The organism is Halomonas aestuarii, from assembly GCF_001886615.1.
Taxonomy (GTDB): domain Bacteria; phylum Pseudomonadota; class Gammaproteobacteria; order Pseudomonadales; family Halomonadaceae; genus Halomonas; species Halomonas aestuarii.
Genome location: NZ_CP018139.1, coordinates 3435149 through 3461523, shown reverse-complemented (window position 1 = coordinate 3461523; position 26375 = coordinate 3435149). Strand labels below are relative to the sequence as shown.

The following is a 26375-nucleotide window of genomic DNA, read 5'->3' as shown; positions in this document are numbered from 1 at the left end:
AGTTGTCATGAAATTTTCCGAACAGTGGCTGCGTGACTGGGTCTCGCCGGCTCTCTCCACCCAGGCGCTCGCGGACCAGATCACCATGGCCGGCCTCGAGGTCGATGCCGTGGAGCCCGTGGCCGCGAGCTTCACTGACGTGGTGGTCGCCGAGGTGGTGGAACTGACGCCGCACCCCGACGCCGACAAGCTCAACGTCTGCCAGGTCGACGATGGCAGCGGCGAGCGGGTGCAGGTGGTCTGTGGCGCCCCCAACGTGGCCCAGGGGCAGAAGGTGCCCTTCGCCCGGGTCGGGGCCGTCCTGCCAGGCGACTTCACGATCAAGAAGGCCAAGCTGCGTGGCGTGGAGTCCCGTGGCATGATCTGCTCCGCCTCGGAGCTCGGCCTTGCGGAGGAGACCTCCGCCGGCATCCTCGTGCTGCCGGCCACGGCGCCGGTGGGCGAGGGCTTCCGAGACTTCATGAAGCTGGATGACCACACCATCGAGGTCGACCTCACGCCCAACCGCGGGGACTGCCTGAGCCTCAAGGGCCTCGCCCGCGAGGTCGGGGTCCTCAATCGCCTGCCGGTCGAGGGGCCGACGATTGCCGCGGTGGCGCCCGTCCATGACGAAACCTTCCCGGTCCGCGTCGAGGACGCCGAGCGGTGCCCGCGCTACCTCGGCCGCCTGATCAAGGGCGTCGACGTCACCGCCGAGACCCCGCTGTGGATGGTCGAGCGGCTGCGGCGCAGCGGCATTCGCGCCATCGACCCGGTGGTGGACGTCACCAACTACGTGATGCTCGAGCTCGGTCAGCCGCTGCACGCCTTCGACCGAGCCAACCTGCACGACAGCGTGATCGTGCGCCTGGCCCGCGAGGGCGAGCGCCTGGTGCTGCTCGACGGCCAGGAGATCACCCTGGATGGCGACACCCTGGTGATCGCCGACGAGCGCGGCCCGCTGGCCATCGCCGGCATCATGGGCGGCGAGCACTCGGGCGTGGGCGCCGAGACCCGAGACATCTTCCTCGAGTCGGCGTTCTTCTCGCCGCTGGCCGTGGCCGGCCAGGGCCGCCGCTACGGGCTGCACACCGATGCCTCCCACCGCTTCGAGCGGGGCGTCGACCCGGCGCTCGCCCGCGAGGCCGCCGAGCGGGCCACCGCGCTGCTGCTGGAGATCACCGGCGGCGAGCCCGGGCCGCTGGTCGAAGTGGCCAGTGAGGCGCACCTGCCCGGAGCCCGCGAGACGACCCTGAGGGCGGCCCGCCTCGAGCAGGCGCTCGGCAAGTCGCTGCCCGCGGACGAGGTCGCCGAGATCCTCGAGCGCCTGGGGCTCGGCGTCGAGGCCACCGGCGAGGGCTGGGCGGTCACGGTGCCGAGCTGGCGTTTCGACATCGCCATCGAGGAGGACCTCATCGAGGAGGTGGCGCGCATCCACGGCTACAATCGCCTGCCGGTGCGCCGCCCCCAGCTGCGCCTGGCCCTGCGGCCCGCCCACGAGGCCCACACGCCGCTGGCGCGGCTGCGGCGCCAGATGGTCGCCCGCGGCTACCAGGAGGCCGTGACCTACAGCTTCGTCGCCCCGGAGCTGCAGCAGGCGCTGCATCCCGAGGCCGTCTCGCCGGCGCTGGCCAATCCCATCTCCAGCGACCTGTCGGTAATGCGGGCCAGCCTCTTCCCGGGCCTGGTGCGGGCGCTGACCCATAACCTGAACCGTCAGCAGAGCCGCGTGCGGCTGTTCGAGACCGGCCTGGTGTTCCGGGGCGAGCTCGATCACCTGCACCAGATCCCGATGCTCGGGGCGCTGGTCTGCGGTCCCCGCGAGCCCGAGGGCTGGGCCGGCGACAAGTCCCCGGTCGACTTCTTCGACCTCAAGGGCGATCTCGAGAGCCTGCTGGCCCTGGGGGAGCCCGACGCCTGGCGCTTCGAGCCGGGGGAACATCCGGCCCTGCACCCCGGACAGTGCGCGCGCGTGCTGCACCGAGGCGAGGAGGCCGGCTGGATCGGTACCCTCCACCCGGCGGTTCGGGCGAGTCTTGGCCTCAGGGTCGATGCTCTGCTCTTCGAGGTGCGTCTCGATGCGCTCACCCAGGGCAGGGTGCCGGCCTTCACGCCGCTGTCGCGCCATCCCGAGGTGCGTCGCGACCTGGCCTTCCTGGTCCGCGAGGAGCTGCCGGTGCAGTCCCTGCTCGACACCATCCGCGCCCAGGCCGGCGAGTGGCTGGTGGATTCGCACCTGTTCGACGTCTACCAGGGCAAGGGGGTGTCGGAAGGCCACAAGAGCGTGGCCTTGGGCTTGACCTGGCAGCATCCATCGCGCACGCTTAATGACGAGGAAATCAATCAGTTGGTTGATGCCATCGTCGCCGAGTCACGGCAGCATCTGGGTGCGGAGCTGCGCGCGTGAGCGCGCAGCGACACGGCGAGCGGCAGGACCAGCGCCACGAGGAAGACAACATGGGTGCGTTGACCAAGGCGGAACTGGCCGAACATCTGCACGCCGAGCTTGGCCTCTCCAAGCGCGAGGCCAAGTCCATGGTGGAGACCTTCTTCGAGGAGATTCGAGGCTGTCTCCGCGAGAACGAGCAGGTCAAGCTGTCGGGTTTCGGCAACTTCGACCTGCGCGACAAGCGCGAACGCCCCGGTCGCAATCCCAAGACCGGCGAGGAGATTCCCATCTCCGCGCGTCGCGTGGTCACCTTCCGGCCCGGGCAGAAGCTCAAGAGCCAGGTCGAGGGGTACGACGGCGAGGTGCAGTGAGACCTGCCGTTCGGAAGATAAGGACGCCACTCCCGGGAGTGGCGTCCTTTCGTTGATTCCCCGGTGTCGCGGCTCAGACCGCGTTGCCGTTCTCCAGTGCCCAGGTGATCACCACCTTCAGCACGTAGCCCAGCATCCCGGCGCCCAGCACCACGAACAGCATGATGGTGCCGAAGCGACCGGCACGGGACTTCTTCGCCAGGTCCCAGATGATGAAGCACATGAAGATGATCAGTCCGCCGATCATGATCGGCGTGATCCAGGTCTCGAAGGTGTGCCGCATGATGTCTCCCTGCAGGAACGTGAAATCCTGACCATTATACTCGGACTCTACCGGCTCGGCAGCCATCACAACGTGGCCCCATGCCGCACCCCCGTGTTAATATCTGAGCGAAATTCTCAGGTAATTCCATGACATGCCCATGCTCAAGATCTTCGTAGGCACCATGTATGGCGGTGCCCTGGACGTCGCCGAACAGGTCAAGCCGCTCTTCGAGGACGCCGGCTACGAGGTGGCCATCTTCGATCAGCCCACCCTCGACGACCTGGTCGGCTCACCCACCGATCTGGCCCTGTTCTGTGTCTCCACCACCGGCAGCGGGGACCTGCCTGGCAACATCGTGCCCTTCGTCCGGGACCTCGAGGAGCAGAGCCCCGGCCTGCCCGAGCTCCGCTACGGCCTGATCGCCCTGGGCGACAGCTCCTACGGCGAGACCTTCTGCGGTGGCGGGCGCCACCTCGACGCCCTGCTCGAGGGGCAGGGCGCGCGGCGCCTCGGCGAGCGGCTCGAGGTGGATGCCATGGAGACCTTCATGGCCGACGATGAGGCCCTTCCCTGGGTCGAGGCCTGGATCGATGCCCAGCAGCTGAAGGTGGCCTGAGGTGGGGGCGACGCCGACCGCGGAACGCCTGAGCCTGCTGCTGGGGCTCGGCGTGATGATGCTGGCGACCCTGCCACGCTACCTCGTCGCCGGTCTCGAGACGCGCCTGTCGCTGATGCTGATGGCGATCGCCGTGGTCGCGGTCGTGACCCTGCTGCAGTGGCAGCTGCTGGCGCGCGAGGCCCGCGCCCGCCTTCCCGGGCTGTTGCGTCGACTGGCCCTCTGCCTGGTGGTCGGCGTGGTCATCATGACGGCCTGGCATGCCCTGACCAGCGACTTCTTCGGCTGGGAGCTGCTGGCGTCCCACGGCGCCACCCTGGGCCTGCTGCTGCATGCGGTCTGGCTGTGGTGGCGGCCCGCCGCCCCCTGACGGCGCGGCGCCGGAGAGTCTCAGTCTCGGCCTAGCCTCGAGCCCCCGCCGGATCATCGATCCGGCGGGGGCTTTTTGTATGGGCGGGCAGTATGGACGGGCATTGTTGGCGGAGGATACGGCGGCGCCGGGAGGTCCCGGCGCTCGTCGTGCGCTATCCCAGGGTGTAGCAGGGCACGTATTGCCCGGCGAGCTTCATGCGCCCCTGGGCGACGAAGGAGGTCAGCAGCTCGTCCAGGCGCGCCATCAGCTCGGACTCCGCATGCAGGCGGAAGGGGCCGTGGGCCTCGATGGCCCGCAGGCCCTTTTCCTTGACGTTGCCGGCGACGATGCCGGAGAACGCCCGTCGCAGGTTGGCGGCCAGCTCGTGCACCGGCTGCTCCCGATGGAGGGCGAGGCTCGCCATGGCCTCGTGGGTGGGCTCGAAGGGCTCCTGGAAGTCCCGGGCCACGGTGAGGCGCCAGTTGTAGTAGAAGGCGTCCTGGCGGCTGCGGCGATACTCGGTCACCGTGTCGATGTTCTTGCGCATGGTGCGGGCCACCTCGACGGAGTCGTCGACGATGATCCGGTAGTGGCGGCGCACCTTCTCGCCCAGCGTGTAGACCAGGAACTCGTCGATGCGCTTGAAGTAGTCGGCGGAATCCGCCGGGCCGGTGAAGATCACCGGCAGTTCCATGTCGGCGTTGTCCGGGTGCAGCAGGATCCCCATCAGGTAGAGGATCTCCTCGGCGGTGCCCACGCCGCCGGGGAAGACGATGATGCCATGGCCCAGGCGCACGAAGGCCTCCAGGCGCTTCTCGATGTCGGGCATCACCACCAGCTCGTTGACGATGGGGTTGGGGGCCTCGGCGGCAATGATGCCGGGCTCGGAGACCCCCAGGTAGCGTCCCTCCCGACGACGCTGCTTGGCGTGGGCCACGTTGGCGCCCTTCATCGGGCCCTTCATGGCGCCCGGCCCGCAGCCGGTGCAGATGTCCAGCTCCCGCAGGCCCAGGTGATAACCTACGGACTTGGTGTAGTCGTACTCCTCGCGGGAGATCGAATGGCCTCCCCAGCACACCACCAGGCTCGGGTCCCGGCCGGGCTTGAGGGTGCCGGCCTTGCGCAGGATGTGGAAGACCGCGTTGGTGGTCCCCTCGGCGGTCTGCAGGTCGAAGCGGTGGCGGGTCTGGATCTCGTTGTAGACGTAGACGATGTCGCGCAGCACCGCGGAGAGGTGCTCGCGGATGCCGCGGATCATCCTGCCGTCGACGAAGGCCTCGGCGGGGGCGTTGGTAATCCGCAGGCGCACGCCGCGATCCTGCTGGAGCACCTCGATGTCGAAGTCATGGTAGGTCTCCAGCAGGGCCAGGCCGTCATCGGTGGGATTGCCGCAGTTCAGTACCGCCAGCGAGCAGTTGCGCAGCAGGTCGTGCAGTCCGCTCCGGGAGGTGTCGTGCAGGCGCTCGACCTCCTGCTGGGAGAGGATCTCGAGGCTGCCTTCCGGCGAGATGGTGGTGGAGATGGTGTCGGGCATCCGTGGCGTTCCCTGTCGTCATGGCCGGATTGGTCGTCTGGGGATGCTACCACGGCGGCCGGCGGGCGGGCATCGCTGCGGGCCCGGCGCCCAGCTGATAGAATCGGCGTTGCCCGGCCACTGCCCTCGACGTGACGCCCCATGTTCAACGCCCGCTATTTCCGCACCTTCATCACGCTGGTCGAGACCGGCAGCTTCACGCGTACCGCCCGGCGCCTCGAGATGACCCAGCCCGGCGTCAGCCAGCATGTCCGCAAGCTCGAGCAGTACCTCGGCAAGTCGCTGCTGGATCGCCAGGGGCGGCGGTTCGTGCTCACCGAGGCCGGGCGTCGCGCCTACGACTACGCGCTCAAGCTGTTCGCCGAGCACGAACAGTTCCGCCACTCCCTGGACAACGACAGCCTGGACAGCGGCGAGTGTCGCCTCGCCTCGCCGGGCAGCGTCGGCCTGATGCTCTATCCCTTCATCCTCGGGCAGCAGCAGATGCAGCCGGGCCTCACGGTCAGCTACAGCTTCGCCTTCAACAGCGAGATCGTCGCCGACGTGCTGGCCGGTCGCCATGACCTGGGAATCGTCACCGAGCCCGTGCGTCACCCCGAACTGCACTGCGAGCCCTGGCATCAGGAGCCGCTCTGCCTGGTGGTGCCGGCGGACTTCGCCGGCAGCGGGCTGGCCGACCTGATGGGGATCGGGGTCATCGGCTATTCGGGCGGCGACGACCATGCCGGGGCGCTGTTGCGCGCCAACTTCCCCGACTTCCGCTCCATGAGCCACTTCCCGCGCCAGGGCTTCACCAACGAGGTGAGCATGGTGCTGGATGCAGTGGCCCGGGGGCTCGGCTTCGCCGTGGTCTCGCGGGTGGTGCTGGAGACCTCGCCCTGGCAGCGCCAGGTCAAGGAGCTCTCGCTGACGCAGCCGGCCCACGAGTTCCTGTACCTGGTGACGCGCGCCGGCGCCGAGATGCCGCGTCGCTACGTCCGGCTGCTCGAGGGCTACCGCGAGCAGCGCCGTCACGAGCGCTTCGGCCACGGCGAGGTGATGGAGGGGTGATGAGCCGCTGACGGAGGGCCGAAGCCGATCGGGAGCGGAACGAGCAGGGCCCCGCCGAGGCGGGGCCCTGCTCCATGGCCGAGGGGGAGGGCGCCGCGCCGGCGGCGCCCGTCACTCAGGGTCAGTCACGTCCTTCAATCACGATACTCGTCGATGCTCGGGCAGGAGCAGATCAGCTGCCGGTCGCCGAAGACGTTGTCGACCCGGTTGACCGCCGGCCAGTACTTGGCGGCCCGGGTTGCCTCGGAGGGGAAGGCGCCGAGCGCACGGGAGTAGGGGCGCTCCCAGCCCTCGTCCATCAGGTCGGCCATGGTGTGCGGGGCATTGACCAGGGGATTGTCGTCCGCCGGCCAGTCGCCGCGCTGCACCGTCGTGATCTCCTCGCGGATCGCGATCATGGCGTCGCAGAAGCGGTCGAGCTCGTAGCGTGACTCCGACTCGGTGGGCTCGATCATTAGGGTGCCCGGCACCGGGAAGGACATGGTCGGCGCGTGGAAGCCATAGTCCATCAGGCGCTTGGCGATGTCCTCCTCGCTGATGCCGGACTCGGCCTTCAGCGGGCGGATGTCGATGATGCACTCGTGGGCCACCGTGCCGTTCTCGCCCTTGTAGAGCACCGGGTAGTGCTCCTCGAGTCGTCGGGCGATGTAGTTGGCATTGAGGATGGCCAGTTCGGTGGCCTCGCGCAGCCCCCGCGCGCCCATCATCTTGATGTAGGCCCAGGAGATCGGCAGGATCGAGGCCGAGCCGAAGGGCGCCGCCGAGACCGCGCCGCAGCCGGCCTCGACGCCCTCGATCGGCGTCACCACGTGGTTGGAGACGAAGGGTGCGAGGTGCGCCTTGACGCCGATCGGGCCCATGCCCGGGCCGCCGCCCCCGTGGGGGATGCAGAAGGTCTTGTGCAGGTTGAGGTGGCTGACGTCGCCGCCGAAATCGCCGGGGCGGGTCAGGCCCACCTGGGCGTTCATGTTGGCGCCGTCGATGTACACCTGCCCGCCGTGGTCATGCACGATCTCGCACACCTCGCTCACGTTGGTCTCGAAGACCCCGTGGGTGGAGGGGTAGGTGATCATGACCGCCGAGAGGGCGTCGCGGTGCTTCTCGGCCTTGGCGCGCAGGTCCTCGATGTCGATGTTGCCGTCGCCGTCGCACTCCACGACCACCACCTTCATCCGCGCCATGGCGGCGGAGGCCGGGTTGGTGCCGTGGGCGGAGCTCGGGATCAGGCAGACGTCGCGGTGTCCCTCGCCCTGGGACGCCTGGTAGCGACGGATGGCCACCAGCCCGGCGTACTCGCCCTGGGCGCCGGAGTTGGGCTGCATGGAGATATGGTCATAGCCCGTCACCTCCACCAGGAAGGCGGCCAGCTCGTCGATCATCTGCCGGTAGCCAGCCACCTGGTCGCGGGGAGCGAAGGGGTGGATGCGCGCGAATTCCGGCCAGGTGATGGGGATCATCTCGCTGGTGGCGTTGAGCTTCATGGTGCAGGAGCCCAGCGGGATCATCGCATGGGCAAGCGACAGGTCCTTGTTCTCCAGGCGCTTGAGGTAGCGCAGCATCTCGGTCTCGCTGCGGTAGCGCTTGAAGGTGGGGTGCGTCAGGAAGTCGGATTCCCGGGCACAGCTTTCCGGGATGCCGGTGAGCCCCTCGGCCAGCACCCGGTCGTCGAGCTCGCGCACGCCGAGGCCGTGCTCCTCGCCCAGCAGCACGTCGAACAGCACGTCCAGGTCGTGGGCGGTGGTGGTCTCGTCCAGGCTAAGGCCCACGTCGCCGCCTTCGAAGTAGCGCAGGTTCAGGTCGTGGGTCATGGCGCGGCCGTGGATCTTGCCGGCGTCCACGCCGGCCAGCCGCAGGGTGTCGAACCAGCTGTCATGAGCAAGTTTCACGCCCTTCTCCTGCAGCCCCGTCGCCAGGATCGTCGTCAGGCGATGGATGCGCGAGGCGATGGTGCGCAGCCCCTCCGCGCCATGGTAGACGGCGTAGAAGCCGGCGATGTTGGCCAGCAGCGCCTGGGCGGTGCAGATGTTGGAGGTGGCCTTCTCGCGGCGGATGTGCTGCTCCCGGGTCTGCATCGCCATGCGCAGGGCGGTGTTGCCGCGGCTGTCCTTCGAGACCCCGATGATGCGGCCCGGGATCGAGCGCTTGAGCTTGTCGGTGGTGGCGAAGAAGGCGGCGTGGGGGCCGCCGAAGCCCATCGGCACGCCGAAGCGCTGGCTGTTGCCCACCACCATGTCGGCGCCCAGTACGCCCGGCTCCTTGAGCAGCACCAGGCCCATGATGTCGGCGACCACGCAGGTCATCACGCCGCGCTCGCGTGCGGCGTCGATCAGCGGGGCCAGGTCGCGGACCTGGCCACTGTTGCCAGGGTACTGCAGCAGGGCACCGAAGACCTCGTGCTCGGCGAGCTCCTCGGCCGGCGCCACCACCAGATCGAAGCCGAACCAGGCCGCGCGGGTGCGCACCACGTCCAGGGTCTGGGGGAAGACGTCCTCGGCGACGAAGAAGGTATCGCTCTTGGCCTTCTTGTTGGCCCGCTTGCACAGCGCCATGGCCTCGGCGGCGGCGGTGGCCTCGTCGAGCAGGGAGGCGTTGGCGAGCTCCATGCCGGTGAGGTCCATCACCATCTGCTGGAAGTTGAGCAGGCCCTCCAGGCGGCCCTGGGAAATCTCCGGCTGGTAGGGCGTATAGGCGGTGTACCAGCCCGGGTTCTCCAGGACGTTGCGCTGGATGACCGTCGGCAGATGGGTATCGTAGTAGCCCTGGCCGATATAGCTGCGGGCCACGCGGTTCTGGCGCGCCAGGCGCTTCAGGTAGTCCAGGGCCTCGGCTTCCCCCTTCGGCGGGTCCAGGTCCAGCTCACGGCCCAGGCGAATGCCGGCGGGCACGGTGGCCTCCATCAGCGAGGGGAGGCTCTCCATGTCCAGTGCGGCGAGCATGCCCGCTACGTCGGACGCGGTCGGTCCGTTGTGGCGCTGGAGGAAGGCATCGTGAGCGGCCAGATCGGCCAGTCGGCGGTTGTCGAAAGCCATGGAACACCCTGTGTGCGTGGCGGGGCGGGGCCCCGGAAAGTCAGTGAAGTGCCGGCCCCGTCAGGACGGGGCTCGGAGGTGGCGCTAAACGCTCGTCCTGCCGGCTCGGGCGCCGGCAGGACGAGGGCGCCGGGGGAGGATCAGTCCTCGGCGGCGGCCACCGCCTTGTAAGCGTCGGCGTCCAGGAGTTTTTCCAGCGCGGCCTCGTCGTCGAGGCGGACCTTCATGATCCAGCCGTCCTCGTAGGGCGACTCGTTGACGGTCTCCGGGGCATCCTCCAGGGCCTCGTTGACCTCGAGGATCTCGCCGGCAACCGGCGCGTAGAGGTCGGAGGCGGCCTTGACCGACTCGATGACGCCGAACTCGTCGCCGACGGAGAGGGTGCTGCCGACCTCGGGGAGCTCGACGAAGACCACGTCGCCCAGCGCTTCCTGGGCATGGTCGGTGATGCCGATGGTCACGCTGCCGTCGCCGTTGTCGAGGACCCACTCGTGGCTTTCGGCATAGCGCAGGTTGGCGGGGATAGAGCTCATCGTGATTTCCTATACGAAAAAGGTTTTCGGATCCGCGAATGCTAACGCCATTGGCGGCATTTGGCGAGTCCTCCCGGCGGGCCGGGAGGGCGGCGACCGCCCCTTGGCCCGTTCACAGGGTGGTCGGCGCAGCCTCGTTCGTCCAGTGGCGGGCCCGCTGCCAGGCCTGATGTCCCGTCGATCACCGCCTGAGGCCTCCCTGCCGCGCGGCCTGGCGGGCCAGTCCGGCCAGGGGGGAAGCGGGCGCGGGGGGCGGAGGGCGCTGCGACTGCCGGCTCTTGCCTCCCGGCGACGCCGACAGTAGGCTTGCCGCGTTTCCGATCGGAAACCTTGGCACGGCCGCAGGGGGCGCCACAGGCCGAGGCGCTTCCGACGCGTCTCCCCCGGATCGCCGGGCTGGTGCATCAGCGGCAGGATCCGCTATCGTGAAGGCGTTCGTCCTGTCGATCTTACGTCGAAGACCGGTCTTGCCATGCCATTCGTCTTTCAGGGGAGAGACGAACCCGGGAACACATGGCAGGGCACAACAACAAGCGTGAATATAGGGAGATTCTCGTGGAAACCTTGAACAGTATATTCGGTGCCATCAACGGCGTGGTGTGGGGACCGTTGATGCTCATCCTGCTGCTGGGGGTAGGTCTCTACCTGCAGCTCGGCCTGAAGTTGATGCCGATCCGCAAGCTCGGCACCGGCTTCAAGCTGATGTGGGCCGGCCGCGACAAGAAGCCGGCACCCGGTGCGAAGCCGGAAAAGCATGACGACGGCGAGATCTCGCCCTTCAATGCCCTGATGACGGCGCTGTCCGCCACCATCGGCACCGGCAACATCGCCGGTGTGGCCACGGCCATTGCCCTGGGTGGCCCGGGGGCGGTCTTCTGGATGTGGATCACGGCCCTCGTGGGCATGGCCACCAAGTTCGCCGAGGCGGTGCTCGCGGTGCGCTACCGCGAGACCGACAGCACCGGCTACCACGTCGGCGGCCCGATGTTCTACATCAAGAACGGCCTCGGCAAGAAGTGGCTGTGGCTGGGCGGCGCCTTCGCCTTCTTCGGTGCCGTGGCGGCCTTCGGCATCGGCAACACCGTGCAGTCCAACTCGGTGGCGGACGCCCTGGACTCCACCTTCGGGCTGCCGCACTGGATCACCGGCGTGGTCATCATGGTGCTGGCCGGTGCGGTGATCCTCGGCGGCATCAAGCGGATCGCCAAGGTGGCGGGCAAGCTGGTGCCGGTGATGGGTATCCTCTATGTGCTCGCGGGCCTGGTCGTGCTGGTCATCAACGCCGGCCAGATCGGTGCAGCGTTCGGCATGATCTTCACCTACGCCTTCAACCCCCATGCGGCCGTGGGCGGTTTCGCCGGCGCGGCGGTGATGGCGGCCATCCGCTTTGGTGTGGCGCGCGGCATCTTCTCCAACGAGGCGGGCCTGGGCAGCGCGCCCATCGCCCACGCTGCGGCCCAGACCAAGAACCCGGTTCGCCAGGGCCTGATCGCCATGCTCGGGACCTTCATCGATACCATCATCGTCTGCTCCATCACCGCCCTGGTCATCCTGACCGCCGGTGTCTGGGAGACGGGGGAGGCCGGGGCGTCGCTGACCGCGCTCTCCTTCGATGCGGCCCTGCCCGGCATGGGCAACCAGATCGTGTCGCTGGCGCTGGCGGTGTTCGCCTTCACCACCATCCTCGGCTGGTCCTTCTACGGCGAGAAATGCTTCCAGTTCCTGTTCGGCACCCGCTCGATCATGCTCTACCGGGTGCTGTTCGTACTGGCGATCCCGCTCGGGGCCATGGCGCAGCTGGGCTTCATCTGGCTGATGGCTGACACCTTCAACGCCATGATGGCCATTCCCAACCTGATCGCCCTGGCGCTGCTGTCGCCGGTGGTCTTCAAGCTGTCCCGTGACTACTTCGACGGCAAGGAGATCCTGCCGGGCGAGGAACTGGACCACGACAAATCCTGAGGGGTGAGTCCGGCCGGAGAGGTGTCCCGAGGGGGCACCTCTCTTGCGTTGGCCCCCGAGCCTAGAGTGATGACGACATGAGTGAACTCAAGCATACCCCCCTGCATGCCCTCCACGTGGAACTGGGGGCGAAGATGGTGCCCTTCGCCGGCTATGACATGCCGGTGCAGTACCCGCTGGGGGTGAAACGCGAGCACGAGCATACCCGTCAGGCCTGCGGGCTCTTCGATGTCTCCCACATGGGGCAGATCCTGGTGCGCGGCCCGAACCCGGCCGAGGCGCTGGAGACCCTGGTGCCGGCCGATATCGTCGGCCTCGCCGAGGGCATGCAGCGCTATGCGCTGTTCACCTCGGAGGAGGGCGGCATCCTCGACGACCTGATGGTGGTCAACGCCGGCGACCACCTCTACCTGGTGGTCAATGCCGCCTGCCGGGAACAGGACATCGCCCACCTGCGTCGCGGCCTGGCCGATCATGAGGTGGAGGTGGTCGACCGCGGGCTGCTGGCGCTGCAGGGCCCCCAGGCCGCCAGCGTGATGCAGCGCCTGTGCCCCGAGGCCTGCGAGATGGTCTTCATGCAGCACGGCCACTTCACCATCGACGGCATCGAGGTCTGGGCCAGCCGCAGCGGCTACACCGGCGAGGACGGCTTCGAGATATCGGTGGCCGCCGAGGATACCGAAGCCCTGGCGCGTCGCCTGCTGGCCGAGGAAGAGGTCGAGGCGATCGGCCTGGGCGCCCGCGACTCGCTGCGCCTCGAGGCGGGGCTCTGCCTCTACGGCCACGACATCGACACCGAGACCACGCCGGTGGAGGCGGGGCTGATCTGGGCCATCGGCAAGCCGCGGCGCCACGGCGGCGAGCGGGCAGGGGGCTTCCCCGGCGCCGACCTGATCCTGCACCAGGTGGCCGAGAAGGATCATCGCCGCAAGCGCGTGGGGCTGCTCGGTGAGGGCCGCGCCCCGGTGCGCGAGGGCGCCGAGCTGTTCGATGCCGAGGGCCGCAGCCTGGGTCACGTGACCTCGGGGGGCTTCGGTCCCAGCGTCGGTCAGCCGGTGGCCATGGGCTACGTGGCCATCGAGGCCGCCGAGATCGGCACTACCGTCTACGCCGAGGTGCGCGGCAAGCGGCTGCCGATGACGGTGACCAAGACCCCCTTCGTCACGCCCGGCTACCATCGCGGATGAGGGGCTGAGCGGCCTCATTGGCGGCTATTTTATACCGTTATCTTTCATGCAGTGCCGCAGACGGCCATCCCGAGACGGGGTGGCCGTTTTTCATGGTGAGGAGGGGCAGGTTCCGCCGGTCGCCGGACCCACCCAGCGGAAGGTCAGGCTGATGCGCAGACCCGGAAGACGACGCGGCAGGAGGGCATGCTGCAGTCGGCGCTGCACGCCGGGGCCCATCAGCAGCAGGCTGTCGTGGGGCAGCCAGGCATTGAAGGCCTCGGCCTCCCGGGCCTTCCAGCGAAAGCGCAGCGGCCGCTCGGCGCCGAGGCTCACCGCCGCGATCAGCGGGTCGTCGCCGAGCTCGGGCTCGTCGTCGCTGTGCCAGCCCATGCGCTCCTCGCCGTCGGCATAGCGGTTGAGCAGCACGCTGTTGAAGCGTGACGGGATACCGGCGGCGGCCAGACGCTCAACCACGGCATCGCGCAGGGCGGCGACGTCGGGGTGCCAGCCCTCGGGGAGGAAGTCCCGTCCCGAATAGCGGTAGCGGGCCTCGGGGCTGCCCATCCAGACCTGGTGGCGAGGAATCGGGTGCTCGCGGCCGTAGAGGCGAAGGGTCGGGCGCTGCCAGGCGAGCTCTCGGTCGAGCCGCGACAGCGCCTCGCTGGCGGCGGGCTCGCCGAGCAGGCCGGTGAACAGGGTCAGGGGCGGCGAGTCGAGCAGGGCGACGGTCGCGCGTTCGGTCATGGTGGACATGCCGACAGGATGCCATCCCGACGTGGCACCGGCCAGCGACACCCCCTCGGCGCCGTCTCCGTCAGCGCAGCACCCGGGCGGGGTCGATGGGCTTGCCGCCGTGGCGCATGTCGAAGAGCAGGCGCGGCCCGTCCTCCTGGCGTCCCACCTCGCAGACCGGGGTGCCGCGTTTGACCCGGTCGCCGCTGGCCACCAGCGGCTTCCGGCAGAGGGCATAGACGCTCTGCAGGTTGTCGGCATGGTGCACGATCACCACCTGGCCGAGCTGTCGCATGCTGTCGGCGAAGCGCACCTCCCCGTCGGCCACGGCCCGGGCACGGTTTCCCGGGCGGGTCGCGAGCAGCATGGGCTGCAGGGTGCCGCGCCCGTCGGTGCCGAAGGGGCGGGCCACGCGGTAGTCGTCCAGCGGCCAGGGCCAGTTCCGCGCCGAGGTGGGCAGGTCACCGGGGTCCGGCAGGGTCCTGCGCGCCGGGCGGGCGGCCGCGCGCGAGCTGCCACCGCTGGCCTTGCGAGCGACGCTGGCCTGGCGGCCGCCCAGCGGCACCTGGATCAGCTGGCCGACCTTCAGGTCGGTGGGGACGATGCCGGGATTGGCCGCCTGGATCCGGTCGGCGCGCCCCCCGAAGCGACGGGCAATGGCACTGTAGGTGTCGCCGGGTCGCACGCGATAGCGGTAGGGGCCGCCGGAGGGGGCCCGTTCGTCGCGCCCGGGCACCAGCAGGCGCTGGCCTACCGCCAGGCGCCTGGCATCGACGCCGGGATTGAAGCGCTGCAGGCGGACGAGGGGCACGTCGGCGCGGCGGGCGATCTCGCCCAGGGTGTCACCGCGCTGGATGGTGATCCACTCGCCGGCGATCCGGCCGCCATCCACGCCTCGCCCGGCGCAACCGGCCAGCAGCAGCACCGCCAGGGCGATCAGCAGCCGGGTCAGCGCAGGGCGTCGAGACGGCGATCCTTGTCCTGCCACAGGGCGTTCAGCCATGACTGGAAGCGTTCCTTGTAGTCCGTGTCATCGTGATAGCCCCCCTCGAGCATCCAGGCGGGCACCTCCAGCCGCTGCGCCTCCAGCACGACCCGGCCCTCACGGCCGCAGAGGAAGCCCCAGAAGCTCGGCGCGGGATTCTCGTAGTGCAGGGTGACGTCCAGGATGCCGCCGAGACGGTCGCCCAGCAGGCCCAGCACCTGGGCGATGCCCCCGGCGCGGGGCCTCAGCAGGTGCCGGTAGGGCGCGCCCTGGGCCGCATGCTTGGCGGGGGTGAAGCGGGTGCCCTCCACGAAGTTGTAGATGGCGATGGGCCGTTCCCGGGCGTGGCGACACATGCGCTCGGTGGCCTCCTGGTCGCGTCGGGCCAGCTGGGGGTGGCGCTCGCGCTGCTCGCGGGTCAGGCGGCGCAGCATCGGGAACTCCATGGCCCAGAAGGCCAGCCCGACGATGGGGATCCAGATCAGCTGGCGCTTGACGAAGAAGTGCGGCATGGGGATGCGCCGGTGGAAGGCGAAGAACAGCAGGAAGATGTCCGTCCAGCTGCGGTGGTTGGAGAGCACCAGCCACCACTGGTCGCGGGATAGCCCGTCGGGCAGGCGGATCTCCAGCGGCGGGCGCAGCCAGCGGCGCATCCACCAGAGGTTGCTGCCCACCCAGTTGAGCGCCACGGCGTTGAGGGCCATCAGGACGCGACGGCGCCACTGGCGCCCCGGGGTCACCAGCTTGACCAGGGTGAGCAGGATCAGGGGGATGCCCCAGGCCAGGGTGGTCAGGCTCAGCAGCAGGAGGCTGACGAGCCCCCGGAGGGTCGACATGCCTGTCTCCTTGGCGGCGTTAACGATTGCTTCATGCTAATGGATCGGCCGCTGGCTGCCCAGCGGGCGGGATCAACGAGGCGGGGCCAGGGCAGGGGTGCTGATGGTCTCGGCCAGCACCTCCTGCAGCGCCAGGGCGGCCACCGAGAGTTCGTGGCTGTTCCAGGTCAGCACCCCGACATCGCGCTCGATGACCGGATCCTCCAGCGGCAGGCACACCGCGCCGAGCTCCTGCATCTGGTCGATGCACAGCGAGGGCACGGCGCTGACCCCCAGGCCGCTGGCGACCATGCGCCCCACCGTGGCCAGCTGGTGGCACTCGAAGGCCGCGGGCAGGGTGACCCCGCGGCCCTCCAGCGCCTGCTCGAGCAGCCGGCGCACCATGGAGGGGCGCTGCAGCGCGATGAAGTCGCGGGTCATCAGTGTCGGCCAGCCGAGGCTCGTGCGCTCGGCCAGCCGCGAGTCGGCCGGCACCACGGCGACGAAGCGGTCGCGGAACAGCGGCGTGAAGGAGAGGCTGCCGGTGGCCTCGGGCTCGAACACCAGTCCCAGTTCGACCTGGCGGGCGCGCACCATCTCGATGACCTGCTCGTTGATCACGTCGTGGACCGTGACGTTGACCCGGGGGTGGCGCTGGCGAAAGACCCGCAGCGCCGGTGGCAGCAGGTTGCTGGCGAAGGAGGGCATGGTGGCTACCGCCAGGCGGCCGAGCTGCAGGGTGAAGCGCTGGCGCAGCAGCTCCTCGGTGTTGTCCCACTCGGCGATCAGGCGCTTCGCCAGGGGGACCAGCGACTCTCCCTCCGGTGTCAGGCGCACGCTGCGGGTGCTGCGGATCAGCAGGCGTCCGCCCAGGCTTTCCTCGAGGCCCTTGATCGCGAGGCTCAGGGCCGGCTGGGAGAGGTGCATGTGCTCGCAGGCCTGGGTGAAGCTCAGGGTGCGGGCCACGGCGAGGAAGGCGCGCAGTTGCTTGACGGTCATGGCATGCTACCAAGGTCAAATTTATTGCCGGAACATATTAATCAATAAATAAAACAAACTTAACAAATATATTGGCAGGAGCAACACTTGCCTGACATTCTGTTAAATCACTCGACGACTCACCCCACAACAACACGAGGCGCCACTATGGCCGGATTCGACAAGCGTGTGTATTCCTACGAAGAGGCAATGGACGGCATCGCGGACGGCATGACCGTGATCGCCGGCGGTTTCGGCCTCTGCGGCATCCCCGAGAACCTGATCGCCGAGATCAAGCGTCGCGGCGTGAAGGACCTGACGGTGTGGTCCAACAACTGCGGCGTCGACGGCTTCGGCCTGGGCCTGCTGCTGGAAGACAAGCAGATCAGCCGGATCCATGCCTCCTACGTCGGCGAGAACGCTCTCTTCGAGAAGCAGATGCTCAACGACGAGATCGAGGTCGTGCTGACCCCCCAGGGGACCCTGGCCGAGAAGATGCGCGCCGGCGGCGCCGGCATCCCCGCCTTCTATACCGCCACCGGCTACGGTACGCCGATCGGCGAGGGCAAGGAGGTGCGCGAGTTCAACGGGCGCCACTACATCCTCGAGGAGTCGGTGGTCGGCGACTTCGCCATCGTCAAGGGCTGGAAGGCCGATCGCTATGGCAACGTCTGTTTTCACGACACCGCCCAGAACTTCAACCCGATGGCCGCCACCGCGGGCAAGATCACCGTGGTCGAGGTCGAGGAGATCGTCGAGCCGGGCGAGCTCAAGCCGGACCAGATCCACACGCCGGGGATCTACGTCGACCGCATCATCCAGGGCACCTTCGAGAAGCGCATCGAGAAGCGCACCGTGCGCAAGGGCTGAACGCCCTTCTGCACGTGACGACCGGCGACTCCGCCGGCGCTTCCTGCAACCGCTTCTCCACCGACCACAAGAGGCAACAAGATGGCACTCACTCGCGAACAGATGGCACAGCGCGTGGCGCGCGAACTCGAAGACGGTTTCTACGTCAACCTGGGCATCGGCATTCCGACCCTGGTGGCCAACTATATCCCCGACGGCATCGACGTGATGCTGCAATCCGAGAACGGCCTGCTGGGCATGGGCCTCTATCCCACCGAGGACGAGGTCGATCCGGACATGATCAATGCCGGCAAGGAAACGGTTACGGCGCGTCCCGGCGCGGCGATCTTCTCGTCCGCCGAGTCCTTCGCCATGATCCGCGGCGGCCACGTGGACCTGACCGTGCTGGGGGCCTTCGAGGTCGACCAGAACGGCAACATCGCGTCCTGGATGATCCCCGGTAAGCTGATCAAGGGCATGGGCGGTGCCATGGACCTGGTGGCCGGCGCCGAGAACATCATCTGCACCATGACCCACGCCTCCAAGCACGGCGAGTCCAAGCTGCTGGAATCGTGCAACCTGCCGCTGACCGGCGCCGGCTGCATCAACCGGGTGCTGACCGACCTGGCCTACCTGGAGATCAAGGACGGCGCCTTCCACCTCAAGGAGCGCGCGCCGGGGGTCTCCGTCGAGGAGATCAAGTCGCTGACCGCGGGCACGCTGGTCGTGCCCGACCATGTCCCTGAGATGACCTTCGACGAGTGATCCGCGCGACGCATCGTGACGACAGCGGCCCGGGCCCAGCGCCCGGGCCGCTGTCGTCTGGGGAACGGTGAACGGACTGTCGAAAAACTGACCATGGCGGCGACAGGCCCCTGGCATCACGGTCGGGGTGACGTTCCCCGGGGGGATTCACAGCGTTATCCACAGAATCTGTGGATGACAGGGTCAGGAGATCTCGCAGCGGGTGTGGAGGGGCAACAGCAGTTCGGCGGCACGTTCCTGGTTGGCCGTGACCTGTTTCTGCACCAGCGCCAGGCCGCCGAGGCCGATCCGATGCTCGTCGCCCTCGGCGAAGGCCAGGCGCCGCGAGCTGGTGGCATAGAAGCGGTAGTTGAGCAGCGGCGAGACGGGGAAGAGGCCGTGATGACGGTCCCGGCTGCCGGTGAGGCCGGCCTGCTGGAGCCGCTCGTCGAGGACCTTGATGTCGATTCCCAGCCGCTGGCAGTCGAAGCCGGCGTGGTGCACGCGCGGCCCCATCACCGAGAGCCAGCCGGCCAGCGGGTGGGCCTGGTGCAGGGTCTGGTAGGTGGCCCAGTCGGGCATCGACCAGCAGCGGCCATGGCAGAGCAGGGCCTGGCTGCGGGCCTCGCGCGGATCGGCATCGGCGACCAGCGTCTTGAGGCGTTCCCGGGGCTGGCGCGACAGGGTGCCGAGCTGCAGCTCGGCGAGCAGGATCCAGGCGCCGTCGCCCGGGGCGCTGAACAGGGTGGCGAGCAGGCCGCGGTCGGCCATGGCATAGCGGTGCTGGGGGCGATAGCCGAAATGCACCAGCGTCGGGGTCAGCGCCTCCATGGCCCAGGGGCCGTGATTCAGGGTGAGGATCGCCAGATATTCCGCCGGCGCCTCCACGGGCCACAGCCGCAGCCCCCCGACCTCCGGGTGATGGTGGATATAGTCCAGCCACAGCTGCTGGACGAACTCTTCCGGTTGCATCGTGCCCTGTCCCTCCCTCGAATGCCCTGTCCGTGCTTGCAGCGCCAGTATAGGCAGCGAGGCCGGGGGGGCATTCAACGCGGGAAAGACGCTCCCTCACGGGCCAGGCAGGCGCGGGTGCCGAGGGCCATCTCACCCTCCTCATCGGTGGGGATGACGGCCACGGCCGGGCCCCTTGGCACCGACGAATGGCCCCGGTCGATGCGCAGGTCATGGCGGGCGTTGGCCGGTGCATCCAGGGTGATGCCGAGCCAGCCCAGGCGGTGCAGGGTCCGCTGGCGGATCTCGGCGGCATGCTCGCCGATGCCGCCGGTGAAGACCAGGGCGTCGAGGCCGCCGAGCAGCGCCACCAGGGTGCCGATCTCGCCGATCAGGCGGTCGATGAACAGCGCCACCGCCTCGGCGGCGTGAGCGTCGTGACTGCCCAGCAGGTCGCGCATGTCGGCGGAGAGGCCCGAGACGCCGAGCAGGCCGCTGTCGTGGTAGAGCAGCCGTTCCACCTCGTCGACGCTCATGCCGCGCTCCCTCAGCAGGTAGAGCACCACGCCGGGGTCGAGGCGGCCGCAGCGACTGCCCATCATCATGCCATCGAGGGCCGTGAAGCCCATGGAGGTGGCGACGCTGCGTCCCGCCTCCAGGGCGCACAGGCTGCATCCCTGCCCCAGGTGGGCCACCACCACGCGGCCCTGGGCGCTGGCCGGACCGACCACCTCGGCCAGGCGGCGGGCCACATGGGCATAGGAGAGGCCGTGGAAGCCGTAGCGCAGCACCCCCTCGTCGGCGAGTCGCCGGGGCAGGGCGAAGAGCTGCCGGAGGCGCGGCTGGGTCCGGTGGAAGGCGGTATCGAAGCAGGCCACTTGGGGCAGCTCCGGATGGCGGGCGAGCAGGTCGCGGACGATTGCCAGGGCGTGGGGCTGGTGCAGCGGCGCCAGGGGCTCGAGGCCCGTCAGGTACGTGAGCCGATCGGCATCCAGCCGCACCGGCTCGGCCAGTTCCGTTCCCCCGTGGACCACCCGGTGGCCCACTCCGGCCAGGTCGTCGAGGCCGATGCAGTCGTCCAGCCAGTCGAGCAGCGCCTCGGCCACCCCGGCGTGGCCGACCTCCGCCGGGGCGAAGCCGGCGGTGTCGACCTCGCCGCTGTGAAGGCGCAGCGCCGGGGCGTCGCCGATGCGATCCACCAGGCCCCGCAGCCGGCAGGCGTCCTGCTCGTAGAGCCCGAACTTCAGGGTCGCCGAGCCGGCATTGAGCACCAGAACACGGCTCACCCCTCGCCTCCGGCGGCCTGGCGCCGCACCAGCAGCTGGGCGAGGGCGGCCGAGGCCAGGCGAGTCTCCACATCGTCCGCCCGGCTGGTCAGCATGATCGGCACCCGGGCGCCGACCACCAGGCCCGCGGCCTGAGCCCCGGCGAGGTGGATCAGCAGCTTGGCGATCATGTTGGCGGCCTCGAGATCCGGGGCGATGAGGATGTCGGCCTGGCCCGCCACCGGGGAGCCGAGCCCCTTCTGGTGGGCCGCGGTGAGGGAGACGGCGTTGTCGATCGCCAGGGGACCGTCGAGCACGCCGCCCTCGATCTGGCCGCGCTCGGCCATCTTGCACAGGGCCGCGGCCTCGATGGTCGAGGGGAGGGTGGCGCGCACCGTCTCCACCGCCGAGAGCACCGCCACCCGCGGGCGCTCGATGCCGATGGCCCGGGCCAGGTCGATGGCGTTCTGGATGATGTCGGCCTTGGTGGCCAGGTCCGGGGTGATGTGCAGGGCCGCATCGGAGATCATCAGCGGGCGCGGATAGCTCGGCACGTCCAGGGCGTAGACGTGGCTCATCCAGCGCTCGGTGCGCAGTCCCGCCTGGCGCGCGACGGCCGCGCTCATCAGTTCGTCGGTGTGCAGGGCGCCCTTCATCAGCGCCTCGGCCTTGCCCTCGGCGGCGAGGCGCACGGCCTGCTCGGCGGAGGCGTGGCTGTGGGGCGTGTCGACCAGCGTCAGCCCGTCGATGGCCTCGCCCAGGGCCTCGGCGGTCGCCTCGATGCGCGCGCGCGGGCCGACCAGCAGCGGTTCGATGACCCCCTCCCGCCAGGCCGCCAGGGCGCCGGCCAGTGACGGCGTATCGCAGGGGTGGACCACCGCGGTGCGCAGCGGCGACAGGGGGCGGGTGGCCTCGATCAGGCGGCGATGCTCGGCGCCGGTCCGGTGCCAGTGACGGTCGGGATCCGGCTCGACGAGGGGGCGGTCCATGGCGGGACTCCGGGCAGGGGAAACTGCTCCAAGGGTAGCACCGCTGAACGCGAGGACGCCGCCACCCCGAGGGGATGGCGGCGTCCTCGTCACCGCTGGCGGCGTCGGCTCAGACGGTGGCCGACATCAGGGCGTTGTCGCGGACATAGCGGTCGAATTCGGTGAAGCCGCCGACGTGGGTCTGGTCGACGAAGATCTGCGGCACGGTGTGCACCGGCTGGCCGATGGTCTTCTCCAGGTCGGCCTTGGTGATGCCCTCCGCATGGATGTCGACGTAGCGGTGACCCTCGATGGCGCCGGCGCTCTCGAGCCTCGCGGCCAGCGCCTTGGCGCGGTCGCAGAAGGGGCAGGCGGGACGACCGAAGATGACGACGAACATGAAGCGACTCCTGGCACGGCGTGGTGCGTGGCAATGTTAAGAGGTCAAGAAACAGGCCGCATTGTGACGGAGCGCGCGCCCTTTCGCCAATAGCCGCCCCCTTGCGCGGCGATGGAGGGCCGCTATCGCTGTACCCGGCGGGCCCTCAGATATCGATCTCGCCGGCATCGGCCCGGCGCAGCAGGTCGCCGAGCTCGACGTGGACCTCCGGGGCGGTCACCAGCAGGTTCTCGCCGTAGAGGTCCTCCGGGATCCCCGACGGGACCGGGTAGAGATGCCCGGTGCGGGCGCCGGCCTCGCGGGCGATCAGCCAGCCCGCTGCGCAGTCCCAGGGCGAGACGCTCTCGTAGTAGGCGTCCAGCCGGCCGCAGGCCACGTCGCACAGGTCCAGGGCCGCCGAGCCGTTGCGCCGCACGTCCTGGCAGCGGGCGAGCACCGCGGTGAGGCGACGCATCAGCGGCGGACGGCTGTCGCGGCGGTAGGGGAAGCCGGTGCCCACCAGGCAGTGCATCAGGCTGCCGGTGCGGCTGGCGCGTATCGGCTCGCCGTTGCACCAGGCGCCCTGGCCCTCCAGGGCGGTGAAGGTCTCCCCGAGGAAGGGGGCATGCACCACCCCGAGGCGGGTCATGCCCTCGCTGGCCCAGCCGATGGAGACCGCCACATGGCGCAGGCCGTGGGCGAAGTTGACCGTGCCGTCGATGGGGTCCACCACCCAGAGCGCCTGGGGGGTCGACAGCGCCTCGCGGTCCGGGGTCAGCTCCTCGCTGAGGCGGGCCTCGTCGGCGAAGTGCTCGTCCAGGCGCTCGCTGATCCGCGTGTCCACCTCGACGTCGGTATCGGTGACCAGCTCGTGGCCGTGCTTGTAGCGATGACCGAAGGCCTGACCCTCGCGGGCGGCGATGATCATCTGGCCGGCCTCGCGGGCGATATCGACGGCGATCTCCAGGCGCTGGGCGGGGGTCATGGCGGCTCCTCGGCAGGGGGCGAACGGCCCTTCATGCTAGCAGCTCCCCCTGCCCCTGCCGACTGTCCGCTACGCGGGACGGAATGCGAGGGGCAAGGGGCGGCGGCTATACTGGCCGCCCCGCCGACCCGGAGGACACCATGCAGGCATTGAGTGCCGACCAGTACGCGCGGCTGAGTCGCCTGGCCGAGGCCTGGACTCGCCACTACCTGAAGGCCGCCAAGGGCCAGCCCCATTACAATCCCCGGCTGGGTGTGGATGCGCTCTGCTTCCAGCCCCATACCCTGGCGGACGGCCGCCGCGGGCTGCTCGGGGCCCTGGTCACGCCGGTCTCGCTTTCGCTGGCGCTGGTGATCGACGACGAGGCCGTCGCGACCGGGGAGGCGTCGTCACTGACCCTGGCGTTACCCGCCGGCCGCTACCCCTTCGCCCGGGAACCCCTCGACGGGTCGGACGGCTGGTGGCGGTGCGAGCTGCTGGACGACCTCTCCGACGTCGACTCCCTCCAGGCGGCCAGCCGCCTCGCCCAGCGGCTGATGGAGCGGGTCATGACCCCCGCCGCGCCGATGCCCTGAGTGGATGACGCGCTGCGTCATTGCCCTTATGCTGGGGGCGGACAGGGACACCGCCATCGACATGCCGGGTCCTGCCTTCGGGGCACGCCGCCCGCGGGAGGCCGAATAATTCTACAAGAGGAGTCACGCATGACCGCCAATGCTTCCACCCCCCGCGTCGCCCTGGTCACCGGGACCAGCAGCGGCATCGGCGAGGCCGTGGTCCGCCATTTCTGCGAGCTGGGCCATCAGGTGCTGGCCGTGGACTTCAACCCGGCCGGCAAGGAGGTCGCCGAGAAGGCCGGCGCGGTCTTCTTCCAGGCCGACCTGACCGATGGCGAGGCCTGCAAGGCGGCGGTGGCCGAGGCGGTCAAGCGCTTCGGTCACGTGGACATCCTGGTCAACAACGCGGGCATCCAGCACGTCTCGCCCATCGAGACGTTCCCCGAGGAGAAGTGGCGCCAGATCATCGACCTGATGCTCACCGCGCCCTTCCTGCTGACCCAGGCGGCCTGGCCGAGCATGCGCGAGAATGGCTGGGGGCGCATTGTCAACATCGCCTCGGTGCACGCCCAGGTGGCCTCGCCGGGCAAGGCCGCCTACATCAGCGCCAAGCACGGCATGATCGGCCTGACCAAGACCGCGGCGCTTGAGGGGGGCGAGCAGGGCATCACCGCCAACGCCATCTGCCCGGCCTACGTGAAGACGCCGCTGGTCGACGGCCAGATCGCGGACCAGGCGAAGATGCACGGCATGGCGGAACAGGAGGTGATCGAGAAGATCATGCTCAAGAATGCTGCCATCAAGCGGCTGATCGAGCCCGCCGAGGTCGCCGAGCTGGTCGGCTACCTGGCCTCCGACCACGCTGGGGCCGTCACCGGCGCCAGCTGGAACATGGACCTGGGCTGGACCGCCCAGTAGGGGCCTTCGGCCAGCTACAAGTGGCAAGGAGAAAGTGACAAGCAACCCCACTGGGTTGCTGGTAGCTAAATGGCAACGTCCTTGCTCCTTGCTCCTTATCTCCTCACCGGGCGCTTCTGCAGCTTGCGCTGGAGAGTGCGCCGGTGCATGCCCAGCGCCCGGGCCGTGGCGGAGATGTTACCGTCGTGCTCCTGAAGCACCTTCTGGATATGCTCCCAGGTGACGCGGTTGATCGACGGCGGGTGCTCGGCCACCTCGGTCTCCGGGTCGCCTTCCTCCCGTGACAGGGCGGCGAGCACCTCGTCGGCATCGGCGGGCTTGCAGAGGTAGTTCACCGCGCCCAGCTTGATCGCCTCCACCGCGGTGGCGATGCTCGAGTAGCCAGTCAGAACCACCACCCGGCACGACGGCACCAGCTCCAGCAGCTCGGGCAGCAGCTTGAGGCCCGACTCGTTCTCGAGCTTGAGGTCCAGGGTGGCCAGCTGGGGCTGATGGCGGCGCGCCAGGGAGAGGGCCTGGGCGGCGTCATGGGCCACCAGCACCTCGAAGCCGCGGCGCGTCAGCGCCCGGTCGAGCACGTGGCAGAACATCTCGTCGTCGTCGACGATCAGCAGGCGTTCGGCGGTCTCTTGCATGTCGTCCTCGCGGGTCAGGGAATCCCGCCGCCGTCAGGTCGCCGGCGGGCTGCGCGGCAGGGTCACCTCGGTCAGGGTGCCGCCGTCGGGATGATTGTACAGGCTGACGCCGCCACCTAATCGGTTGATGGTGGCGTGGGTCAGGAACAGGCCGATACCGAGCCCCTTGCTCTTGGTGGAGACGAAGGTCTCGCCCAGCTGGTCGGCGATGGACATCGCCACGCCGGGGCCGTGGTCGCGGATGTCGATGATCACCTCCTCGCCGTTCCATTCCAGCTGGATGGTGATGTCGTCCGGGTTGGCATCGGCGGCGTTGTTGAGCAGGTTGGTCAGCGCCTGGTCGAGGGTGGCGTCCACCGCGAGCCAGGGCGGGTCGCGTCGGTCGGCGACCTCCAGGCGGTGGCTCACGTCGGGACGCAGCACCAGCCAGCGCTGCACCACCCCGGCGAGCCACGACTGGGCGTCCCGCACCTCGGGTTCGGCCATGCGGCGCCGGTCGGCGCTCTCCACCAGGTGGCGCAGCCGCGACTTGCAGGTGTCGACCTGCTGGCGCAGCAGCTCCAGGTCCTTGCTCAGCGCCGGGTCGTTCCGGGCCTCCTCGCGCATCTCGGCGAGCAGCACCGCCATGGTGGAGAGCGGCGTGCCCAGCTCGTGGGCGGTGCCCGCGGCCTGGGTGGCCACTGCCAGCACCTGCTCGTTGCGCAGGGCCGCCTCGCGGGTGCGAGACAACGCCTGGTCCCGGCGCCGGAGCGCATGGGCCATCTTGTAGATGAAGAAGGTCACGAGCCCGGCGGAGAGCCCGAAGTTCATCCACATGCCCAGCACGTGGAGGCCGAGGGAGGTCTCGCCGGTTCCCTGGGCGAGCTGGGGCAGTGGCTGGTAGGCCATCAGCAGGAAGGTGTAGGCGGCCATGGAGGCGGCGGCGATCAGCCAGGCATGTCGCCAGGGCAGGGTGGCGGCGGCGATGGTCACCGGCACCAGGTAGTAGTTGATGAAGGGGTTGTGGGCCCCGCCGGTGAAGTAGAAGAGCAGCGTCAGCCCCGTCACGTCGATCATCAGGTGGGCGAGGTACTCCTGGTGCGTGACCGCCCGGGGCCGACCCAGCCGCCACCAGGTGGCGATGTTGATCCCCCCCATGACGACGATCACCCCGATCACCGCGTGCACATGCAGGGAGAAGCCCAGCAGCTCGATGCCGATGATGATGGCGGCCAGGAAGCCGGTCCAGGTGATGCCGCGCACGATGGTCAGCCGGACCAGGTTGCGGTTGGGGGTGGAGAGCGGCAGGGGAAGGGCGGCTTGCATGGCGACTCCGCGAGGCGAGTTGTGGCCGATGATACCCGATCCCGGGCAGGGGCGGGATGA

27 protein-coding genes are annotated in these 26375 nt (G+C 69.2%); 11 read left to right on the top strand and 16 right to left on the bottom strand.

From position 1 onward, the window contains the following. Positions 1–7 precede the first annotated feature (7 nt). Together pheT and ihfA are read left to right on the top strand one after the other, a co-directional pair. Positions 8–2386, top strand: a complete 2379-nt coding sequence (gene pheT, locus BOX17_RS16130; RefSeq protein ID WP_071946357.1) for a phenylalanine--tRNA ligase subunit beta — start codon at positions 8–10, stop codon at positions 2384–2386. Then, complete coding sequence (gene ihfA / locus BOX17_RS16125) at positions 2383–2739, top strand: integration host factor subunit alpha (protein ID WP_164508648.1); 357 nt, start codon at positions 2383–2385, stop codon at positions 2737–2739. Before pheT ends, ihfA begins: the two co-directional genes overlap by 4 nt. A gap of 73 nt (positions 2740–2812) precedes the next feature. On the opposite strand, the gene BOX17_RS16120 is transcribed toward ihfA, so the two are convergent. Beyond that, a complete protein-coding gene (locus BOX17_RS16120) occupies positions 2813–3022 on the bottom strand; it encodes a DUF2788 domain-containing protein (RefSeq protein WP_071946355.1) in 210 nt (69 codons plus the stop codon). 133 nt (positions 3023–3155) lie between these two features. Here BOX17_RS16120 and BOX17_RS16115 point away from each other — a divergent pair, with 133 nt between their 5' ends. Both BOX17_RS16115 and BOX17_RS16110 read left to right on the top strand, forming a co-directional pair. Next, the gene (locus tag BOX17_RS16115; protein ID WP_071946353.1) at positions 3156–3620 is read left to right on the top strand and encodes a flavodoxin; all 465 of its coding nucleotides are present in this window, start codon (positions 3156–3158) and stop codon (positions 3618–3620) included. Position 3621: 1 nt separating this feature from the next. Further along, on the top strand, positions 3622–3990 hold the full coding sequence (locus BOX17_RS16110) for a hypothetical protein (protein WP_083582199.1): 369 nt from the start codon (positions 3622–3624) through the stop codon (positions 3988–3990). 154 nt (positions 3991–4144) lie between these two features. On the opposite strand, the gene ppnN is transcribed toward BOX17_RS16110, so the two are convergent. Then, positions 4145–5506 carry a nucleotide 5'-monophosphate nucleosidase PpnN gene (gene ppnN, locus BOX17_RS16105; RefSeq protein WP_071946351.1) on the bottom strand — a complete coding sequence of 454 codons (1362 nt, stop codon included), beginning with the start codon at positions 5504–5506 and terminating at the stop codon, positions 4145–4147. Between the two features lie 141 nt (positions 5507–5647). On the opposite strand from ppnN, the gene BOX17_RS16100 reads away from it, so the two are divergent. Next, entirely contained in the window at positions 5648–6556 is a 909-nt protein-coding gene (locus BOX17_RS16100; protein ID WP_071946349.1) for a LysR family transcriptional regulator, read from the top strand. Positions 6557–6690: 134 nt separating this feature from the next. Here BOX17_RS16100 and gcvP read toward each other — a convergent pair whose 3' ends face one another. Further along, positions 6691–9585: an aminomethyl-transferring glycine dehydrogenase gene (gene gcvP, locus BOX17_RS16095; protein WP_071946347.1), complete on the bottom strand. Its 2895-nt coding sequence runs from the start codon at positions 9583–9585 to the stop codon at positions 6691–6693. Positions 9586–9725: 140 nt separating this feature from the next. Then, positions 9726–10118, bottom strand: a complete 393-nt coding sequence (gene gcvH, locus BOX17_RS16090) for a glycine cleavage system protein GcvH (RefSeq protein WP_071946345.1) — start codon at positions 10116–10118, stop codon at positions 9726–9728. Positions 10119–10673: 555 nt separating this feature from the next. On the opposite strand from gcvH, the gene BOX17_RS16085 reads away from it, so the two are divergent. After that, a complete protein-coding gene (locus tag BOX17_RS16085; RefSeq protein ID WP_071946343.1) occupies positions 10674–12080 on the top strand; it encodes an alanine/glycine:cation symporter family protein in 1407 nt (468 codons plus the stop codon). A 61-nt stretch (positions 12081–12141) separates the two neighbouring features. Here the strand turns inward: BOX17_RS16085 and BOX17_RS17295 are convergent, their stop codons facing one another. After that, positions 12142–12216 (bottom strand): DUF3649 domain-containing protein, encoded by a 75-nt coding sequence (locus BOX17_RS17295; protein ID WP_425268714.1) that lies wholly within the window; start codon positions 12214–12216, stop codon positions 12142–12144. On the opposite strand from BOX17_RS17295, the gene gcvT reads away from it, so the two are divergent. After that, complete coding sequence (gene gcvT, locus BOX17_RS16080; RefSeq protein WP_425268713.1) at positions 12197–13267, top strand: glycine cleavage system aminomethyltransferase GcvT; 1071 nt, start codon at positions 12197–12199, stop codon at positions 13265–13267. The two genes, BOX17_RS17295 and gcvT, sit on opposite strands and share 20 nt — an antisense overlap. A 90-nt stretch (positions 13268–13357) precedes the next feature. On the opposite strand, the gene BOX17_RS16075 is transcribed toward gcvT, so the two are convergent. From BOX17_RS16075 to BOX17_RS16060, 4 genes are all read right to left on the bottom strand, one after another. Beyond that, complete coding sequence (locus tag BOX17_RS16075) at positions 13358–13993, bottom strand: alpha-ketoglutarate-dependent dioxygenase AlkB family protein (protein WP_083582239.1); 636 nt, start codon at positions 13991–13993, stop codon at positions 13358–13360. Positions 13994–14063: 70 nt separating this feature from the next. Then, positions 14064–14984 carry a M23 family metallopeptidase gene (locus BOX17_RS16070; protein ID WP_083582238.1) on the bottom strand — a complete coding sequence of 307 codons (921 nt, stop codon included), beginning with the start codon at positions 14982–14984 and terminating at the stop codon, positions 14064–14066. After that, the gene (locus BOX17_RS16065; protein WP_071946337.1) at positions 14930–15802 is read right to left on the bottom strand and encodes an acetyltransferase; all 873 of its coding nucleotides are present in this window, start codon (positions 15800–15802) and stop codon (positions 14930–14932) included. The genes BOX17_RS16070 and BOX17_RS16065 overlap by 55 nt, the downstream gene beginning before the upstream one ends. Before the next feature lie 72 nt (positions 15803–15874). After that, positions 15875–16780 carry a LysR family transcriptional regulator gene (locus BOX17_RS16060; protein ID WP_071946335.1) on the bottom strand — a complete coding sequence of 302 codons (906 nt, stop codon included), beginning with the start codon at positions 16778–16780 and terminating at the stop codon, positions 15875–15877. A gap of 147 nt (positions 16781–16927) precedes the next feature. Here BOX17_RS16060 and BOX17_RS16055 point away from each other — a divergent pair, with 147 nt between their 5' ends. Beyond that, a complete protein-coding gene (locus BOX17_RS16055) occupies positions 16928–17629 on the top strand; it encodes a CoA transferase subunit A (protein ID WP_071946333.1) in 702 nt (233 codons plus the stop codon). Between the two features lie 81 nt (positions 17630–17710). After that, on the top strand, positions 17711–18373 hold the full coding sequence (locus tag BOX17_RS16050; RefSeq protein WP_071946332.1) for a CoA transferase subunit B: 663 nt from the start codon (positions 17711–17713) through the stop codon (positions 18371–18373). A gap of 183 nt (positions 18374–18556) precedes the next feature. On the opposite strand, the gene BOX17_RS16045 is transcribed toward BOX17_RS16050, so the two are convergent. The 5 genes from BOX17_RS16045 to BOX17_RS16025 form a co-directional block, all read right to left on the bottom strand. After that, positions 18557–19324, bottom strand: coding sequence for a VOC family protein (locus BOX17_RS16045; protein ID WP_071946330.1), 768 nt, complete (start codon positions 19322–19324; stop codon positions 18557–18559). Between the two features lie 74 nt (positions 19325–19398). Beyond that, positions 19399–20589 carry an acetate/propionate family kinase gene (locus BOX17_RS16040; protein ID WP_071946329.1) on the bottom strand — a complete coding sequence of 397 codons (1191 nt, stop codon included), beginning with the start codon at positions 20587–20589 and terminating at the stop codon, positions 19399–19401. Beyond that, positions 20586–21557, bottom strand: a complete 972-nt coding sequence (locus tag BOX17_RS16035; RefSeq protein WP_071946327.1) for a bifunctional enoyl-CoA hydratase/phosphate acetyltransferase — start codon at positions 21555–21557, stop codon at positions 20586–20588. The genes BOX17_RS16040 and BOX17_RS16035 overlap by 4 nt, the downstream gene beginning before the upstream one ends. 109 nt (positions 21558–21666) lie before the next feature. Next, positions 21667–21936: a GrxA family glutaredoxin gene (locus BOX17_RS16030; RefSeq protein ID WP_071946325.1), complete on the bottom strand. Its 270-nt coding sequence runs from the start codon at positions 21934–21936 to the stop codon at positions 21667–21669. A 145-nt stretch (positions 21937–22081) separates the two neighbouring features. After that, positions 22082–22900, bottom strand: a complete 819-nt coding sequence (locus tag BOX17_RS16025) for an inositol monophosphatase family protein (RefSeq protein WP_071946323.1) — start codon at positions 22898–22900, stop codon at positions 22082–22084. A 140-nt stretch (positions 22901–23040) separates the two neighbouring features. Between BOX17_RS16025 and hybE the strand changes: the two genes are divergently transcribed. Both hybE and BOX17_RS16015 read left to right on the top strand, forming a co-directional pair. Next, a complete protein-coding gene (gene hybE / locus BOX17_RS16020) occupies positions 23041–23475 on the top strand; it encodes a [NiFe]-hydrogenase assembly chaperone HybE (RefSeq protein ID WP_071946321.1) in 435 nt (144 codons plus the stop codon). Between the two features lie 129 nt (positions 23476–23604). Further along, on the top strand, positions 23605–24375 hold the full coding sequence (locus tag BOX17_RS16015; RefSeq protein WP_071946319.1) for a 3-hydroxybutyrate dehydrogenase: 771 nt from the start codon (positions 23605–23607) through the stop codon (positions 24373–24375). A 95-nt stretch (positions 24376–24470) separates the two neighbouring features. Here BOX17_RS16015 and BOX17_RS16010 read toward each other — a convergent pair whose 3' ends face one another. Further along, on the bottom strand, positions 24471–25010 hold the full coding sequence (locus BOX17_RS16010) for a response regulator transcription factor (protein WP_071946317.1): 540 nt from the start codon (positions 25008–25010) through the stop codon (positions 24471–24473). Positions 25011–25043: 33 nt separating this feature from the next. Continuing rightward, positions 25044–26315, bottom strand: coding sequence for an ATP-binding protein (locus BOX17_RS16005; protein ID WP_071946315.1), 1272 nt, complete (start codon positions 26313–26315; stop codon positions 25044–25046). Positions 26316–26375 lie beyond the last annotated feature (60 nt).

Bases quoted from the DNA above. Each gene is read 5' to 3' on its own strand.
- BOX17_RS16120 (WP_071946355.1), bottom strand. From the start codon at position 3,022: ATGCGGCACACCTTCGAGACCTGGATCACGCCGATCATGATCGGCGGA.
- ppnN (WP_071946351.1), bottom strand. From the start codon at position 5,506: ATGCCCGACACCATCTCCACCACCATCTCGCCGGAAGGCAGCCTCGAG.
- BOX17_RS16045 (WP_071946330.1), bottom strand. From the start codon at position 19,324: ATGCAACCGGAAGAGTTCGTCCAGCAGCTGTGGCTGGACTATATCCAC.
- BOX17_RS16055 (WP_071946333.1), top strand. From the start codon at position 16,928: ATGGCCGGATTCGACAAGCGTGTGTATTCCTACGAAGAGGCAATGGAC.
- BOX17_RS16070 (WP_083582238.1), bottom strand. From the start codon at position 14,984: ATGGCTGAACGCCCTGTGGCAGGACAAGGATCGCCGTCTCGACGCCCT.
- BOX17_RS16065 (WP_071946337.1), bottom strand. From the start codon at position 15,802: ATGTCGACCCTCCGGGGGCTCGTCAGCCTCCTGCTGCTGAGCCTGACC.
- BOX17_RS16100 (WP_071946349.1), top strand. From the start codon at position 5,648: ATGTTCAACGCCCGCTATTTCCGCACCTTCATCACGCTGGTCGAGACC.
- BOX17_RS16035 (WP_071946327.1), bottom strand. From the start codon at position 21,557: ATGGACCGCCCCCTCGTCGAGCCGGATCCCGACCGTCACTGGCACCGG.
- BOX17_RS16075 (WP_083582239.1), bottom strand. From the start codon at position 13,993: ATGACCGAACGCGCGACCGTCGCCCTGCTCGACTCGCCGCCCCTGACC.
- gcvP (WP_071946347.1), bottom strand. From the start codon at position 9,585: ATGGCTTTCGACAACCGCCGACTGGCCGATCTGGCCGCTCACGATGCC.
- BOX17_RS16060 (WP_071946335.1), bottom strand. From the start codon at position 16,780: ATGACCGTCAAGCAACTGCGCGCCTTCCTCGCCGTGGCCCGCACCCTG.
- pheT (WP_071946357.1), top strand. From the start codon at position 8: ATGAAATTTTCCGAACAGTGGCTGCGTGACTGGGTCTCGCCGGCTCTC.
- gcvH (WP_071946345.1), bottom strand. From the start codon at position 10,118: ATGAGCTCTATCCCCGCCAACCTGCGCTATGCCGAAAGCCACGAGTGG.
- BOX17_RS16115 (WP_071946353.1), top strand. From the start codon at position 3,156: ATGCCCATGCTCAAGATCTTCGTAGGCACCATGTATGGCGGTGCCCTG.
- BOX17_RS16015 (WP_071946319.1), top strand. From the start codon at position 23,605: ATGACCGCCAATGCTTCCACCCCCCGCGTCGCCCTGGTCACCGGGACC.
- BOX17_RS16005 (WP_071946315.1), bottom strand. From the start codon at position 26,315: ATGCAAGCCGCCCTTCCCCTGCCGCTCTCCACCCCCAACCGCAACCTG.
- BOX17_RS16025 (WP_071946323.1), bottom strand. From the start codon at position 22,900: ATGACCCCCGCCCAGCGCCTGGAGATCGCCGTCGATATCGCCCGCGAG.
- hybE (WP_071946321.1), top strand. From the start codon at position 23,041: ATGCAGGCATTGAGTGCCGACCAGTACGCGCGGCTGAGTCGCCTGGCC.
- BOX17_RS16050 (WP_071946332.1), top strand. From the start codon at position 17,711: ATGGCACTCACTCGCGAACAGATGGCACAGCGCGTGGCGCGCGAACTC.
- BOX17_RS16030 (WP_071946325.1), bottom strand. From the start codon at position 21,936: ATGTTCGTCGTCATCTTCGGTCGTCCCGCCTGCCCCTTCTGCGACCGC.
- BOX17_RS16010 (WP_071946317.1), bottom strand. From the start codon at position 25,010: ATGCAAGAGACCGCCGAACGCCTGCTGATCGTCGACGACGACGAGATG.